This window comes from Pseudomonas sp. BP01 (assembly GCF_022760795.1).
GTDB lineage: Bacteria > Pseudomonadota > Gammaproteobacteria > Pseudomonadales > Pseudomonadaceae > Aquipseudomonas > Aquipseudomonas putida_Q.
In genome coordinates, this window is record NZ_JAFBKA010000017.1 from 100267 (window position 1) to 115663 (window position 15397).

Below are 15397 nucleotides of genomic sequence, written 5' to 3' on the forward strand. Positions count from 1 at the left end.
TCAGGGCTTGCGCAGCAGGCGTTGCAGCTGGTTGTCGAACCAGGTGCTGAAAGCCGGGGTGGGCTGCGCCTCGACGGCCAGGTACCACCAGTCGTCAGCGGCGAAGGCCCGGCATTTCACCGCATCCTTCTCGGTCATCACCAGCGGCAGCGGCGGGCTGAAGGCCAGGTTACGGGCGCTGAACTGTGCATGGTCGGCGAAGGGATGCGGCACCGGCTGCCAGTTTAGCCCCAGCAGGGTATTGAAGAAACGTTGCGGGTTGCCGATACCGGCCACCGCGTGCAGGCGCTGGCCTGCTGGGAAATGGTCGAGGGCTCGACGCTGGCCGCTGCGCAGGTTGACCAGCGCGGAAGGTTGCAGGCAAAAACCAAAACCATCGGCGCGGTCGGCACTGGCACCGTTGAACAGCACCGCGTCAGCGCCTTGCAGGCGTTCGGCCGGCTCGCGCAAAGGGCCGGCCGGCAGGCAGCGGCCATTGCCCAGGCCCCGGGCGGCATCAATCAACACCAGTTCCAGGTCGCGCGCCAGGCGATAGTGCTGCATGCCGTCGTCGCACAGGATCAGGTCAAGCGGTTCGCTGGCCAGCAACGCCTGCACGGCGCGGGAGCGGTCAGGGTCGATCATCAGCGGCACACCGGTACGCTGCACGATCAGCAGCGGTTCGTCGCCAGCCTGATCGGCCGGCTGGTCGGCCTGAACCCGCCAAGGCAGCTGTGGCGGCTTGGCACCATAGCCACGGCTGACCACGCCCACCTTCAGCCCCTGCTGGCGGCAGTGTTCGATCAGCCAGAGGATCATCGGCGTCTTGCCGGTGCCGCCCACGGTGATGTTGCCCACCACGACAACCGGCACTGGCGCCCGGTAGCTGGCACTCTCACCACTGAGAAAACGTGCCCGCTTGCGCGTGACCACGCGACGGTACAACGCCTCCAGCGGGCGCAATAGCGCCAGGGCGGGGTGCCCGGCGTACCAGGCGGCGAGCAAACGGTCGGCGAAGGCCATCAAGGCGTGCCCTGGGCCGCCTCGACGGTGGTCATGCGCAACTGGCTGAAACCGAGCTTGCCGGCGGCGTCCATTGCGGTGACCACAGCCTGGTGCGGGGTCTTGCCGTCGGCGCTGATGGCCAGCGGCAGCTTGTTGTCACCGCCCGACTCACGCTCGATGGCCTCGCTCAAGGTGGCCAGGTCGCTCTTGGGCAGCAGGTGGTTGTTCACCGAATACACGCCTTCGGCGCTGATGGTGATTTCCACCAGCTTGCCCTGATCGGCCGGCGCCTGTTCGGCGCTGGCAGCTTCGGGCAGCTCGACGCGCAGCTGGGTCTCGCGGGTGAAGGTGGTGGTGACCACGAAGAACAGCAGCAGGACGAACACCACGTCGATCAACGACGCCAGGTTGATGTCGACGTTCTCCCGCTGGCGATTGCGCCGGAACTTCACGCCTTGCCTCCGGCCACTTCCACTTCACGGTCGCCCTGGATCACTTCCACCAGTTTGATCGCCTCTTGCTCCATGCCCACCACCAGCTCATCGATGCGACGTAACAGGAAGCGGTGGAAGAACACTGCCGGGATACCGACCATCAGGCCGGCCGCAGTGGTGACCAGGGCCTTGGAGATACCACCAGCCAGCACGGACGCATTGGCAGTCATCTGCGAGCCCATGAAGGCGCTGAAGATGTCGATCATGCCCAGCACGGTGCCCAGCAGGCCCAGCAGCGGCGCCATGGCGGCGATGGTGCCGAGCGTGCTGATGTACCGCTCCAGTTCGTGAATGACGCGCGAGGCGGCTTCCTCGATGCACTCTTTCATGATTTCGCGGCCATGGCGCGAGTTGGCCAGGCCTGCCGCAAGGATTTCGCCCAATGGCGAATCTGCGCGCAAGGCCTTGAGCTTGTCACTGGTCAGTTGCTTGTCCTTGATCCACATCCACACCTGGCCCATCAGGTGCGGCGGGGTGACGCGACTGGCGCGCAGGGTCCACAGGCGTTCGATGACGATAGCCATGGCAGCGATGGAACTCAGAATGATCGGCAGCATCATCCAACCACCGGACTTGACCAATTCCCACACAGTAAACGCCCCTTCGCAAAAAGGCCGCCACTCTACCATAGGCGCGCCGAGGGCTCATCTGCCGGAGGTCAGGGAATTGGCGTATGCACCTGCCTGCCTCCCCCTCACTCCGCTCGAACCCGCCAAAACCGCCGCTGCCCCCTCATACCCTCAACCTCTCCCTGCCGCCCCAACACCAACCGCAACGCCCCCTCCACCGCCGTGTCATGCACCGCCAGCCCATGCCGCTGATAACGCTCCATCACCTGAACATGCGGGTGCCCGAAGCTGTTGTTGCGCCCTCGCGAAATCAATACCCCACGCGGCGCAGTAGCCCGGATGAACGCCTCGGTGGACGAACTGCGGCTGCCATGGTGCGGTGCCTGCAACCAGTCGATACGCGGCGTTTCATGGGCCGCCAGCCAGGCCCGTTCGGCAGCAGCTTCCATATCCCCCGCCAGCAGCAAGCGCTCGCCCTGGGCCTCTACCAACAGCACACAGGAACGGTCATTGCTGCTCTGCCCTGCCGCCCAGCGCCACAGCGAAAAGCGCACGCCATCCCAGTCCCATTGTTCGCCACTGGTACAAGGCTGCAATGGCACTTCTTCCAGCGCCTCCCCGCCGATCAGCCGCCTGACCGGCAGACCAGGCTGTATGGCCGCAGCACCGCCCGCATGGTCGGCATGCGCATGGCTGATCACCATCAGATCAAGGCTGCCCACCCCCAGCTTGCGCAAAGTCGGCAGCACCACCCGCTCCCCCAGGTCGCTTTCGCCCCTGGCCGGCCCGGCGTCGTACAACAGGTTGTGGTGCCGAGTACGCAACAGCACCGCCAGCCCCTGGCCGACATCCAGCTGCCAGACCTCGACCTGGCCGAACGGCACTGGCTCCCTGGGCACCCACAGCGCCAGTAACATGACCCCACCCAACCCGCGCAAAGGCACGCCGCGGGGCAGCAGCACCAGCAGCGCACCCAGCAATACCAGCAGCCAGGCCCACAATGGCAGAGCCGGCGCCACCCACGCCGGGCGCTGCTGCGCCACCAGCGCCAGCAGCCGGAACAGCCCGTCCAACAGGCCACCCGCCAGCCATAGCAGCGCCTCCCCCACCCCGCCCAGTGGCAGCAGCAACGTACCTAGCAGTGCCAAAGGCAGCACCGCCAGGCTCACCCAAGGCACTGCGACAAGATTGGCCAGCGGCGCGCTCAGGCTCACCGGCAAACCCGTGGCCAACAACACCGGCAACAAGCCGATGGCGATCACCCATTGGGCGCGTGTCCAGGCTTGCCAGGGCCGCCAGCCCCCTAGCCGGGCACTGAAGCAAAAAATGAGCGTGGCCACGGCCGTAAATGACAGCCAGAACCCAGGCAGCAGCGCCGCGAGCGGTTCGACCAGCAGCACCGCGACCACCGCCAGCAACAGCGGCAGCATTGCACCGAGGTGGCGAAAGCGCAGGCGCCAGAGCAACACTACCGCCAGCATCAGGCAGGCGCGCTGCACCGGCACACCGGCACCGGCCAGCCAGCCGTAGGCCAGCGCCGCCGCCATGGCCAGGCCACACGCCCAGGGCAGCCACGGTAACCGAGCGGGCCACAGCCCCCAACGCGCCAGTCCGGCGACCAGGCCGTACAGCAAACCGGCCACCAGGCCGATATGCTGGCCAGAGATCACCAGCAGGTGCACCGTGCCGGTGGCCTGCAACATCTGCCAGTCCTCCCGGGCCAGGCCTGTGCCGTCGCCAAGCACCAGTGCCACCAACGCTGCCTGCCGGCCATTGGCTTCAACCGCCAGCAAGCGCTGGCGCAGCACATCGCGCCAACCACCGGTTACCGGCGCCAGCAGCTGCCCAGCCTTTACCGTACCGGTGGCGCCCACCCGCCGCGCCAGCAGCTGCGCCTCACGGTCGGGCCCATGTGGGTTGAGCAGCCCGGCCGGGCGCTGCAAGGTCACGGCCAGCCGCCACTGCTCACCGGCCCGCAGCGGCGGCCCGTCGAACCAGCTCAGTTGCAACCGTTGCGGCAGTTCGGCCCGCCGCGAGCGTGCCGCCTCCAGCTCAAAGCGCACGCCTTGCGCCGTGCGGGCCGGCAAACCGACCACCCGCCCCTCCAGCCACAAGGTGCGGCCATCCAGGCTAGCGGCCAGGCGATCATCCAGGGCCTGCTGAGCAGACCAACATGCCCAACACAGGCCCAGCAAAAAACAGCCCAACGGCCAAACGCGGGTAAACAGAGTGACGACAGCGCACGCAGCAAGCGCTAGCAGCCATCCGACCGATGGCAATACGGGGAGAAAGCCCAGGCACAGCAGCCCGAGCGCGAGCGCAAACATCCCTGTGCGCATGAGGTAGAGCTCCAGAAGGTAAATCACCCCCTGAGGCATAGCTCAATTGCCGACAAAGCTTGCTCAACAATTGTCACAAACTCTAAACGAGACAGCGCAGGATTAAGGGCATACTGCCCGGATCAACGCTCCGGGAGCCTACATGCCGCGCCGACTTTTCAAACGCTACATGCCGGACCCGACCAGCATTCGGGAACACAAGTCCTTACGCTTTTTCGGCAAGCTGCTGCACGACCCCAACCTCTGGCACCTGAACCGCCATTCGGTGGCACGGGCCATGGGCGTGGGCCTGTTCGCGGCGTTGATTCCCATCCCCATGCAGATGCTGCTGGCGGCGGCGCTGGCAATCCCGGTACGTGGCAACTTGCCGATCGCGGTCAGCCTAGTGTGGCTGACCAACCCGCTGACCATGCCGCCGGTGTTCTTCGTCACCTACATGACCGGCGCCTGGCTGATGCAGGTGCCGCCGCGCACATTGCCCGACGAACTGACCTTCGACTGGATCACCGACCAGCTTGCCACCGTGTGGCAGCCGTTCCTTTTGGGGTCGGTGGTGTGCGGGGTGGTGCTGGGCATTGCCGCCTACTTCACCACCCTGCTGTACTGGCGCTGGTGGATTGGCCGGCAGTGGCGCCGGCGCAAGCTCAGATGTTCACAACAGGGCTCATGCACGCATGCCGCGGCCGCTGACCAGCAGGCGGATGCACAACGTGTAGAGCACCGCAGTGGCGACCAGCATGAAGGTGATCGCCGTGCCAATGCTGATATCCGACACCCCTAGGATGCCGTAGCGGAACGAGTTGACCATGTGCAGCACCGGGTTGGCCAGCGACACGGTCTGCCAGAACGGCGGCAACAGGTTGATCGAATAGAACACCCCGCCCAGGTAGGTCAGCGGCGTCAGCACAAAGGTGGGGATGATCGAGATATCGTCGAAATTGCGTGCAAACACGGCGTTGACGAAGCCCAGCAGCGAGAAGATGGTGGCCGTCAGCAGTACCACGACCACGGTCACACCCAGGTGGTGCACCTGCAGGTCGGTGAAGAACATCGACAGGATGGTTACGATCACCCCCACCGCCAAACCGCGCAGCACGCCGCCCAGCACATAGCCGACAAGAATGGTGTGCGGTGACACCGGTGACACCATCAGTTCTTCGATCGAGCGCTGGAACTTGCTGCCGAAGAAGCTCGACACCACGTTGCCGTAGGAGTTGGTGATCACCGACATCATGATCAGCCCCGGCACGATGTACTGCATGTAGGTGAAGCCACCCATGTCGCCAATCTGTCGGCCGATCAGGTTACCGAAGATGACAAAGTACAAAACCATGGTGATCGCAGGCGGCAACAACGTCTGCGGCCAGATGCGCAAGAAGCGCCGCACTTCGCGGTAGACGATGGTGTTCAGGGCGACCCAGTTGGTGCGCAGTTCCACACTCATACGGCCACCTTCGACAGGTTTTTTTCCACCAGGGACACAAACAGCTCCTCGAGTCGGTTGGTCTTGTTGCGCAGGCTCTGCACCTCGATGTTCTGCAGCGCCAGCTGGCCAAACAGCGCGGTGATGCCGATGTCCTTGTCCACCTGCACCTCAAGGGTGTGCGGGGTCAGCAGCCGGCACGGGTAGCCTTGCAGCACCGGCGCACTGGCCAGGTCCTGCTTGATGTCGAGCACAAAGGTTTCCACATGCAGCTTGCCCAGCAACTGGCGCATGCTGGTGTTCTCGACGATGGTGCCGTGGTCGATGATGCCGATGTTGCGGCACAGCTGCTCAGCCTCTTCCAGGTAGTGGGTGGTGAGGATGATGGTGATGCCCTTCTGATTCAGCTCGGTGAGAAAGCTCCACATCGAGCGGCGCAATTCGATGTCCACACCTGCGGTGGGCTCGTCGAGGATCAGCAGGCGCGGCTCGTGGATCAGCGCGCGGGCAATCATCAAACGGCGCTTCATGCCGCCAGACAACGAACGCGACTGCACATCACGCTTGTCCCACAGGCCCAGCTGGGTCAGGTACTGCTCGGCGCGCTCCTTGGCAAGCTTCGGCGGGATGCCGTAGTAACCGGCCTGGGTCACGACGATGTCGAAGGTTTTCTCGAACTGGTTGAAGTTGAATTCCTGCGGCACCACGCCCAGGCAGCGCTTGAGTGCCGAGGGCTCACGGTCCAGGTCATGGCCGAACACGTTCACCGTGCCACTGGTCTTGTTCACCAGGGTGGAGAGAATGCCGATGGTGGTGGATTTGCCGGCGCCGTTGGGGCCGAGCAAGGCGAAGAAGTCGCCTTCGGCAACATCGAGGTCGATGCCTTTAAGGGCCTGGAAGCCGTTGCCGTAGGTCTTGGTCAGCTGTCGGATGGACAGGGCGGAACTCATAGCGGGTCATTTACCGAAAAAAAGGTGCAGGACACGCCAGGTAAAGTCACTGGCGCAGTGAGTGCGGCCAATGGTGCAAGGCCAGGCCGCACAAGTACAGTCACATCTATTGATAATGACTATCGAAGCAGGTTCAAGTGAGCGCGGTCATCACCGCGGCCTGGTAGGCCGGGCGTTGCTTCAGGCGTTCATACCAGGCTTCCAGGTTGTACATGGCCGGGCGTTCGATGGGCATTTCGAACCAGGCATAGATGAAGCTACCCAGTGGGATGTCGCCCATGCCGATCTGGTCACCAGACAGGTAGGGCTGTTTGGCCAAGGTCTCATCGGCAATGGCCAGCAATTGGGCGCACTGCTTGTGGGCGGCATTGATCGCCACCCAGTCGCGCTGGTCTTCCGGGGTGCGCAGCAAGCCCCAGAACAGCGGGCGGAAGGGAGTGGCGAAGGACGAGGTGGTCCAGTCCATCCATTTGTCGGCCAGGGCGCGTTGGCGCGGGTCTTCCAGGTACCAGCCCTGCTCTGCGCCGTACTCGGCGCACAGGTAGCGGACGATGGTGTTGGACTCCCACAGGGTCAAGTCGCCGTCTTCGAGCATGGGGACCAGGCCGTTGGGGTTACGGGCGCGGTAGTGCGGCTCGTTGACCACGCCGAAGGCGCCGCCGGCGTCGATGGACTCGAAATCCAGGCCCAGCTCATGGGCCATCCATAGCGCCTTTCGCACATTACTCGAGTTCTTGCGGCCCCAGATCTTCAGCATGGCAACGTCCTTATGAAATGCGGTGGTGGTGCAGTCTACTCCAGACCCTCGCCGCCTGTACCGGCCTCTTCGCGGGTAAACCCGCTCCCACAGGGATCACCACCGACCTGTAGGAGCGGGTTTACCCGCGAAGAGGCCGGTACAGACGAACAAATGAACTGAAACTCCCGCTGCCACACCCTGTCACTGTTCTGAAGCTGCCGTTCACAGCATTGCGTCTAAGCTGTCTGGGACGGCTCAAGCCCCCTGGTTCCAAGGAGGACCGATTATGTTGCTGTTGTGGTTGGTGGTGCTGGTGATCGGCGCGGCGTACCTCACGCACCGGCGCCTGGCGCCCTTGCAGATTCTCGGCATCATGGCGGCCTATGTGCTGCTCATGGGCATTTTCAGCAGTGCGCCCGGCTGGTTGCTGGCCCTGATCTGGATCGTCCTGGCCCTCAAGATCGCCCTGGTGGCACTCCCTGAATGGCGCCGCAAGGTGTTTACCGGCCCGGTGTTCAGCTGGTTCCAGCGCACCCTGCCGCCCATGTCGCAAACCGAGCGCGAAGCAATCGATGCAGGCACAGTGTGGTGGGATGGCGAACTGTTCAGCGGTCGCCCCGACTGGCGCACCTTGCTGGCCTACCCGGCACCGAAGCTGACCGAAGAAGAACAGGCCTTCATCGACGGCCCCACGGAAGACCTGTGTGCCATGGTCAGCGACTGGCAGATCGGCCAGGACCTGGATCTGCCGCCCGAAGCCTGGGATCACATCAAGCAGCATGGCTTCTTTGCGCTGATCATTCCCAAGGAATACGGCGGCAAAGGCTTCTCTGCCTACGCCCATTCGCAGGTTGCGATGAAACTGGCCACACGCAGCGGTGACCTGGCTTCCACCGTAATGGTGCCTAACTCTTTGGGCCCGGCTGAACTGCTGCTGCATTACGGCACCGATGAACAACGCAACCACTACCTGCCACGCCTGGCCCGCGGCGACGAGATCCCCTGCTTCGCCCTGACCGGCCCGCTGGCCGGCTCCGACGCCGGCGCCATGCCCGACACCGGCATCATCTGCAAGGGCCAGTGGAATGGCGAAGAAGTGCTGGGCCTGCGCCTGAACTGGGAAAAACGCTACATCACCCTGGGCCCGGTCGCGACCTTACTGGGCCTGGCCTTCAAGGCCTACGACCCTGACCACCTGCTGGGCGAAGAGGAAGAACTGGGCATCAGCCTGGCGCTGATCCCCACCGACACCCCCGGTGTCGAAATCGGCAAACGCCACCTGCCGCTGGGCGCGGCCTTCATGAACGGCCCCAACAGCGGCAAGGACGTGTTCGTGCCGCTGGACTTCCTGATCGGCGGGCAGGCCATGCTGGGCAAGGGCTGGATGATGCTGATGAACTGCCTGTCGGTAGGCCGTTCCATTTCACTGCCCGCCGTGGGCACTGGCGCTGCCAAGTACACCAGCCTTGTGACCGGCCAGTACGCCAACATACGCGAGCAGTTCAACGTGCCGCTGGCCGCCTTCGAAGGTATCCAGGAGTCGCTGGCACGCATCGGCGGCAACGCCTGGCTGATGGACAGCGCTCGCCTGCTGACTGCCAAGGCCGTGGACCTGGGCGAAAAGCCTTCGGTGCTGTCGGCAATCCTCAAGTACCACCTGACCGAGCGCGGCCGTGAATGTATCCAGCACGCCATGGACGTGCACGGCGGCAAGGGCATCATCATGGGCCCGAACAACTATCTGGGCCGCAACTGGCAGGGTGCACCGATCTTCATCACCGTCGAAGGCGCGAACATTCTCTCGCGCAATCTGATGATCTTTGGCCAGGGCGCCATCCGCTGCCATCCGTTCGTCCTCAAGGAAATGGCCGCGGCTGGGCACGAAGACCGTGAGCAGGGGCTGAGGACGTTCGATGATCTGCTGCTCAAGCACATCTCGTTCGCCGTCAGCAACGCGGCCAGCACCTTTGTTCTGGGCATTGGCCTGGGTCATTTCGAGCGGGCGCCGGGCGATGCCTTGAGCCAGGGCTACTTCCGCGCCTTGAACCGCCAGGCCGCAGCCTTTGCCCTGCTCGCCGACCTGTCGATGATGCTGCTGGGCGGCGCGCTCAAGCGGCGCGAACGGCTGAGCGCCCGGCTGGGTGATGTCCTGAGCTACCTGTACCTGTCCAGCGCCGGGCTCAAGCGTTACCACGACCTTGGTTCACCCGAATACATGCAACCCCTGCTGCGCTGGGCCATGGAAGAAAGCCTGGGCCAGGCAGAAAAAGCTCTGGATCGTCTGCTTGACAACTTCCCCAACCGCTTCGTCGGCTGCGCACTACGGCTGTTGGTGTTCCCGTTCGGGCGCCAACATACCGGGCCGAGCGACGAACTGGACGCGGAGGTGGCCGAGTTGATTGGGCGTCACAAGGGTGATCCGGCGCTCGAAGAATTACTGGCGGGCTGCTACCGGCCTCAGGCCGACGGTGATCCAGTTGCGGCACTGCAACGCGCCAGCGACCTCTTGGACGAGACGACGCCACTGCACACGCTGCTGCGTCAGGCAATCAAGGACGGCAAACTGCAGCCAGCCCCTGGCCAGTCGCAGATCGACGCCGGCGTAGCGGCCGGGGTGCTGCAAGCTGGCCAAGGTGAGCGCTTGCACGCAGCCGAGAAAGCGCGGCGAGCGGTAATTGACGTCGATGCCTTCGATAAGGAGGCTCTGCTCATTGAGGAAGGCAAGGTTCGCTGAAAACCGCTCCCCGGTGGCGGACTGACCAAGGGCCGCCACCTTTGGACAATCGATCCGCCGCCAGGGCGCAGCCTGTCACCCGACAGGCGCCCCTTGCTGCCCTCAGCGACGAATCAGGCGTATACTCCGCGGCCGTTTTCAGCTACCCCGAGGACCCTTCCATGGCCAACGCCCACCTGGAATACCACCTGCACCTGCTGCACCACCTGCGTACCATCCTGGTGGCCCTAGGTGAAGCAGAGCAAGTACCGGAAGAAAACCACGCGCTGTTTCTCGAACGCTTTGACGAACTGCTCACGCTGTTGCCACAAGCGCCATTGGAAAGTCAGTACCTCGGTCAGGACCTGCTCTGCCAGGTGATTCAACGTTATCCACAGATCGTCCACCTGGTGCCACGTGACCTGCTGTGGTTCTTCGGTGGCGATTGTCTGCACTTCATGCCCGATGACGAACTCGACCTCTATCAGGAACTCGAAGAGCGCCGGTTTGCCGCCGAGCAGGATGACGAGCCGTTCGACTGGAACCAGGAAAAACAGCTGCTCAGCGCTAATCAGGGTGATCGCCAGCACTGAGCCCCAGTTCAGACCTGTTGCAAGCGCAGCAGGTCAGGGACCGTGAACAACGGTAGCGGGACGATGATCACGCCGAAGCGCCACTCAGTTCTATCCTGCAAATCCTCCGCCATCAGTATTGTGACGGCACTCGGACTACGCGATGCTGGGCTGAACACGCCCTGTGCGGATACCGCACCGTTGCCCGCCAATACGTGCCACTTGACCATGTTGGCCGGCACCTGCTTCTCGCCGGTTCTGGTCATCCAGCACAGGTTCAGTTGCAGATTACCTGAAGCACTGGAAAACCTTATGAAGTGGGTGGGCTTCACGAACGTGGTCACAAACGTTGCCGTGGCGCGCTGTGAGGCGTTAGCGGCCTGCACTGCATCGACGGCCAGCGGAAGCCCATCGATACTGGTTCGATAAGCGGCAGCAATCACCATGTCGCTGGAGGTGTTGAATGACGCTGCCGGTGCAAGCACCAAGGGGGGCACATAGAAGTAATCGTTGCCTTCTTTCTCGAGACGCCCGCGGGCTTCGCCAGCCAAAGTCCAGGTGGCTCCGCTCACAGGCGTGCCGACAAACTCCAGCCGCTCCTTGGTAGCGCCCGCCGAAACAATCCGTGCCAGAGGAGAGAGGGAATCGACATTGGCAATCACGCTCGGCGCGGGATCGTCTTCAACGGCAAGGGTGCCGGTTCCATAATGAGTAATCCAACCTCCTGCATCTCTTTCGCCACCGACCACTCTGGTCAGCCAGCGAGGCGCGACCAGTTGCTGTAGCCACTGCGCTTCCGCGGGTTGGCGGCCAGCAGCCGCTTCCGGGAAATAGGAAGAAGGAAACAGCGCGGTCACGTAGCTCTTAGATTGCGCCTCATTGCCGCTGGCCTCGTACGAAGCGGGCACAATATCCGCATAGACAAGAGGTTGCCGGCTGACCGAAAAGTGCACTGGCCATTCCGTTGATTCAAATACTGTTACGTAGATATACAGTTGCTGAAGAAGCTCATTGTTCACGGGCGGAAAAAAACCGATGGCGAGTTTTTTGACTTGTTCGAAGTACGCTTCGTAGCCCGGAGGGGTTACGGTATAACCAGGATCATAAAAGGCATAAGAGGCCGACCCGGCCCACTCGAGTGTGAGATCACCGCCGGTCGCCGCATTGTAACGAAGCCAACTTTTTTCATGTTCCACGGAGACCCTGAGTTTACCCGTGAGCGGCTGTACACCATTAACCGTCACGATCTGTTTCGCCTCAATGCCTGCGCTCGTCAGCACACGTACCAGAGTCTCATCGCGTCGATATATGTAAGCCTCGCTCCTACGAACACCCGTACGAATCAACTCGATCTTATCAAATCGGGTCAATTTGGTTTCCCATACACCGTCGGCCAGTTGCTCGGGAAGGTACATTGACTGAACAGAGGGAGGGATAGTACGCCACAGACTGTTAAGATCCTCTATCCTGCTCCAGAGCGTGACGACCACGGCGGTTTCGTGATTCGCAGTACTTTCGGTATTCTCAATGCTCATTTCGTAATCCCCATGTAGGATTGGTTACGCTGTACATAAAGCGTCAAATGCACAGAGCGTTCAACTGACATTTTTGCCAGTAGACACCCCCTTTACTGCCTGCCATGCTCCTTGCTGTGCATTCAAAATTGGCCTGCTCAATGCGCCCTGTAGAATCGAACAGCGGGTGAATGTTGTACCGCAGACATGTTAGTCCCGGGATGTTTGTTATCGGTAAGCCACCTTCGACTACCATCCGCTGACGGCGGCAATCAACGATGCCACCAATGCGCAGGGTACCCGCAGCTACCTCTACACCGACCAGGGCTACCTGGAACAGGCGGTATGGGACGACAGCATCACCGGCGAGCATTACAGCTGCGACTACAGCCACTCTCTGCAAGGCCTGCCATTGCGCATCACCACCAGCGACGGCGAAAGCGTTTCGCATACCTATGACACGCTGGGCAGGCTGGAAACGACACGCCAGGGCGACTTGCTGGCGACCTTCAGCTATGACTCGGCAGGGCGACTGCACAGCACCGAGACCGAGGACGCTGCCAATCAGCAGCAGGTAGTGTGCAAGCAGTACTACGATGACCTGGGCAGGCAAACATCACGCACCCAGACCCTGACGCGTACCGACGGCACAACGCTCACCCATGCGCTGGAACTGGCGTGGCGTTCGGACGACCAACTGCATAGCCGCACCCTGAGCCGCTTCATGACGGTTAAAACAGCGACCAGTGAAGTAGCCACTCGCAGTGTGGCGACACAAACGGATGATGTGGTTGGCTCTGTTACAAAAAACATTGATTTAACTCAGCCGCGCTCCATCTTCGGGCCCACTTCCAACTTACCGAGCCGTCGATTCAATAACTACGTCCGCAAGTTCACAACCGGCAACGGGCAGACAAAGTTTTCTGAACTGGACAGTCTGGATTCGATTCCATTGACAGGCGATAGAAACAACATAAGAAACCCTATATTCAAACCCGACAAAAACGCCGCACCTAGAATCGTTGCGGCTAATGAAGTTATCACTGAAGGTGCAACAACGTTAACCGTTACACCCCCTTCACCTACTTTGGCTGAATGGACGCCCGCAGCAGGGATCGCAGGGTGGGGGCGCAGAGTGGTGGATGGCATTGTCAAGTATGAATCAGGTATGTTCCTGCCAGACTACCGGCCACCTGGAATTTAACGGTGCATAACCCGAAGGCGGTCCAGGACGGACCGCCTCTATCACGACATTGGAAAACATTTCTGTAGTTTTTTTCCACTCTAAAATACGATTTTTCCTACATCGGAGTTCCTGTGGTAGCCGTATTATCGCGTCAAATTTGCCGCTGACAAATCGATACTTGTAGAGGTGGGCTAAAGCCCCACGCTCTCGTTCACAAGCGGCGCGAAAAAGGTGCCCATCCATGCGATTTATTTACCTGCGTCGGCAGTTATTGGGGAGTGTCCGCTCATCTCTTGAGTGGCGAGCAACCCGTTGCGGCCTATTGCTGTTAATTGCCGCGCCCGCCGCACTCGCCGATGAGCAACTGCTGCAATTCAACCCGAACTTCATGCGTATTGCGCCCGGGCAGTCGACTGACGCAAGCGCCTCGGCCCTGCGCTCGCTGGCCGCGCAAACATCGCTGGCCCCGGGGCGTTATCAGGTCGAAGTGCTGGTCAACCTGGCTGCGGCGGGCCGCCGTGAAATCGATTTTCGCGAACGCACCGACGGTAAAGGGTTGGAGCCTTGCCTGAGCGCTGCGCTACTGCGCGAACTTGGCCTGCGCGAAGAGGCACTGGACACGCCACTGCCTAGCGATGACCAATGCGTCAACCTGCCCGACCTGATACCCCATGCCGCCGTCGAACTGGACCCGGGCAAGTTGCAACTGGCGCTGTCGATTCCACAGATCGCCCTGCGCCGCGACGTTGCCGGCAGTGTCGCGCCAGAGCGCTGGGATTCGGGCATCACCGCAGCCTTCGTCAATTACCAGGCCTCGGCGCAACACTACAGCGGCAACGCTGGCGCTTCGCGCAGCAGCCAGGACCTGTACCTGAACAGCGGGCTGAATGTGGGCGGCTGGCGCCTGCGCAGCAGCCAGAGCTGGCGCGATGATGGGCAACAGGAGCGGCGCTGGACCCACATCAATACCTACGCCCAGCATGACCTGCCAGGCAAATGGGGCACTGCAACCGTGGGTGAAACCTTCACCAATGGCGACGTGTTTCGCAGCGTGCCCTTCAAAGGCGTCCAGCTGGCAACCGATATGGACATGCTACCCGATGTGATGCAGAGCTATGCCCCGGTGATCCGTGGCGTAGCGCAAACCCGCGCCAAACTCGAGGTGCTGCAGAACGGCTATCCGATCTACTCGACCTACGTGGCTCCAGGGCCCTATGAAATCAACGACCTGGGCATCGGCGGCAGCAGCGGTGACCTGGAAATCGTCCTGACCGAGGCGGACGGCCAGGTGCGCCGGTTCATCCAGCCCTATTCCACACTGAGCAATCTGTTGCGTGACGGGGTATGGCGCTACAACATCGCCGCCGGGCGCTACGACGGTGCTGATGACCTGGACGACCCCACTTTGTGGCAGGCCACCTTGGCGCGTGGCGGTAGCTGGAGCACGACCCTGTACGGTGGTTTGCTGGGCAGTGAGTACTACAATGCCGCCACCCTGGGTGCCGCGAAGGATTTCGGCGAACTTGGCGCGGTGTCCCTCGATGCCACCCAAGCCCGCACAGACCTGGGCGAACAGGGCCAGGTGCAAGGGCAAAGTTACTCTATGCGTTACGGCAAGTCGTTCCAGACCGGCACCAGCCTGCGCTTTGCTGGCTACCGCTACTCCACCGAAGGCTATCGCGAGTTCGAGGAGGCCGTGCAGCAGCGCAATGCTTCCAGCAGCTACCGGGGCAACCGCCGCAGCCGCCTGGAAAGCTCGGTCTACCAGAACTTCGGCAGCAGCTCGCTGAGCCTGACCTTTTCCCAGGATGATTACTGGAACACCAGCCTGCAGCGGCGCCAGTACCAGTTTCAGTTCAATACGCAATATCGCCGCGTCAGCATCAACCTTTATGCCTCGCAGTCGCTGGACAA

General features: G+C 62.0%; 12 protein-coding genes and 1 pseudogene. 5 read left to right on the forward strand and 8 right to left on the reverse strand.

Going from position 1 to position 15397, the window contains the following annotated elements:
- The 4 genes from lpxK to JOY50_RS16875 all read right to left on the reverse strand — a co-directional run bounded on the left by lpxK (position 1) and on the right by JOY50_RS16875 (position 4386).
- Complete coding sequence (gene lpxK / locus JOY50_RS16860; protein ID WP_243055553.1) at positions 1 to 1002, reverse strand: tetraacyldisaccharide 4'-kinase; 1002 nt, start codon at positions 1000 to 1002, stop codon at positions 1 to 3.
- Complete coding sequence (locus JOY50_RS16865) at positions 1002 to 1436, reverse strand: biopolymer transporter ExbD (RefSeq protein WP_012271149.1); 435 nt, start codon at positions 1434 to 1436, stop codon at positions 1002 to 1004. The genes lpxK and JOY50_RS16865 overlap by 1 nt, the downstream gene beginning before the upstream one ends.
- Positions 1433 to 2068: a MotA/TolQ/ExbB proton channel family protein gene (locus tag JOY50_RS16870; RefSeq protein ID WP_243055554.1), complete on the reverse strand. Its 636-nt coding sequence runs from the start codon at positions 2066 to 2068 to the stop codon at positions 1433 to 1435. Before JOY50_RS16870 ends, JOY50_RS16865 begins: the two co-directional genes overlap by 4 nt.
- Before the next feature lie 104 nt (positions 2069 to 2172).
- Positions 2173 to 4386: a DNA internalization-related competence protein ComEC/Rec2 gene (locus JOY50_RS16875; protein WP_243055555.1), complete on the reverse strand. Its 2214-nt coding sequence runs from the start codon at positions 4384 to 4386 to the stop codon at positions 2173 to 2175.
- Positions 4387 to 4528: 142 nt separating this feature from the next.
- Here JOY50_RS16875 and JOY50_RS16880 point away from each other — a divergent pair, with 142 nt between their 5' ends.
- Positions 4529 to 5167, forward strand: coding sequence for a DUF2062 domain-containing protein (locus JOY50_RS16880; protein WP_132846967.1), 639 nt, complete (start codon positions 4529 to 4531; stop codon positions 5165 to 5167).
- Here JOY50_RS16880 and JOY50_RS16885 read toward each other — a convergent pair.
- From JOY50_RS16885 to JOY50_RS16895, 3 genes are all read right to left on the reverse strand, one after another.
- Positions 5051 to 5830, reverse strand: coding sequence for an ABC transporter permease (locus JOY50_RS16885; RefSeq protein WP_016500910.1), 780 nt, complete (start codon positions 5828 to 5830; stop codon positions 5051 to 5053). The genes JOY50_RS16880 and JOY50_RS16885 overlap by 117 nt on opposite strands.
- Positions 5827 to 6759: an ABC transporter ATP-binding protein gene (locus JOY50_RS16890; RefSeq protein ID WP_016500911.1), complete on the reverse strand. Its 933-nt coding sequence runs from the start codon at positions 6757 to 6759 to the stop codon at positions 5827 to 5829. Before JOY50_RS16890 ends, JOY50_RS16885 begins: the two co-directional genes overlap by 4 nt.
- Positions 6760 to 6892: 133 nt before the next feature.
- A complete protein-coding gene (locus tag JOY50_RS16895; protein ID WP_132846966.1) occupies positions 6893 to 7516 on the reverse strand; it encodes a glutathione S-transferase in 624 nt (207 codons plus the stop codon).
- Between the two features lie 268 nt (positions 7517 to 7784).
- Here JOY50_RS16895 and JOY50_RS16900 point away from each other — a divergent pair, with 268 nt between their 5' ends.
- Positions 7785 to 10232 (forward strand): acyl-CoA dehydrogenase, encoded by a 2448-nt coding sequence (locus JOY50_RS16900; protein ID WP_138736923.1) that lies wholly within the window; start codon positions 7785 to 7787, stop codon positions 10230 to 10232.
- Positions 10233 to 10393: 161 nt separating this feature from the next.
- Positions 10394 to 10804: a PA2817 family protein gene (locus JOY50_RS16905; RefSeq protein WP_016715121.1), complete on the forward strand. Its 411-nt coding sequence runs from the start codon at positions 10394 to 10396 to the stop codon at positions 10802 to 10804.
- 8 nt (positions 10805 to 10812) lie between these two features.
- Here JOY50_RS16905 and JOY50_RS16910 read toward each other — a convergent pair whose 3' ends face one another.
- A complete protein-coding gene (locus tag JOY50_RS16910; RefSeq protein WP_243055556.1) occupies positions 10813 to 12318 on the reverse strand; it encodes a hypothetical protein in 1506 nt (501 codons plus the stop codon).
- Between the two features lie 391 nt (positions 12319 to 12709).
- Here JOY50_RS16910 and JOY50_RS16915 point away from each other — a divergent pair, with 391 nt between their 5' ends.
- Together JOY50_RS16915 and JOY50_RS16920 are read left to right on the forward strand one after the other, a co-directional pair.
- Positions 12710 to 13501, forward strand: a complete 792-nt coding sequence (locus JOY50_RS16915; protein WP_243055557.1) for a hypothetical protein — start codon at positions 12710 to 12712, stop codon at positions 13499 to 13501.
- 370 nt (positions 13502 to 13871) lie between these two features.
- Positions 13872 to 15338: pseudogene (locus JOY50_RS16920) on the forward strand (fimbria/pilus outer membrane usher protein); the annotation flags it as partial.
- Positions 15339 to 15397: the final 59 nt, after the last annotated feature.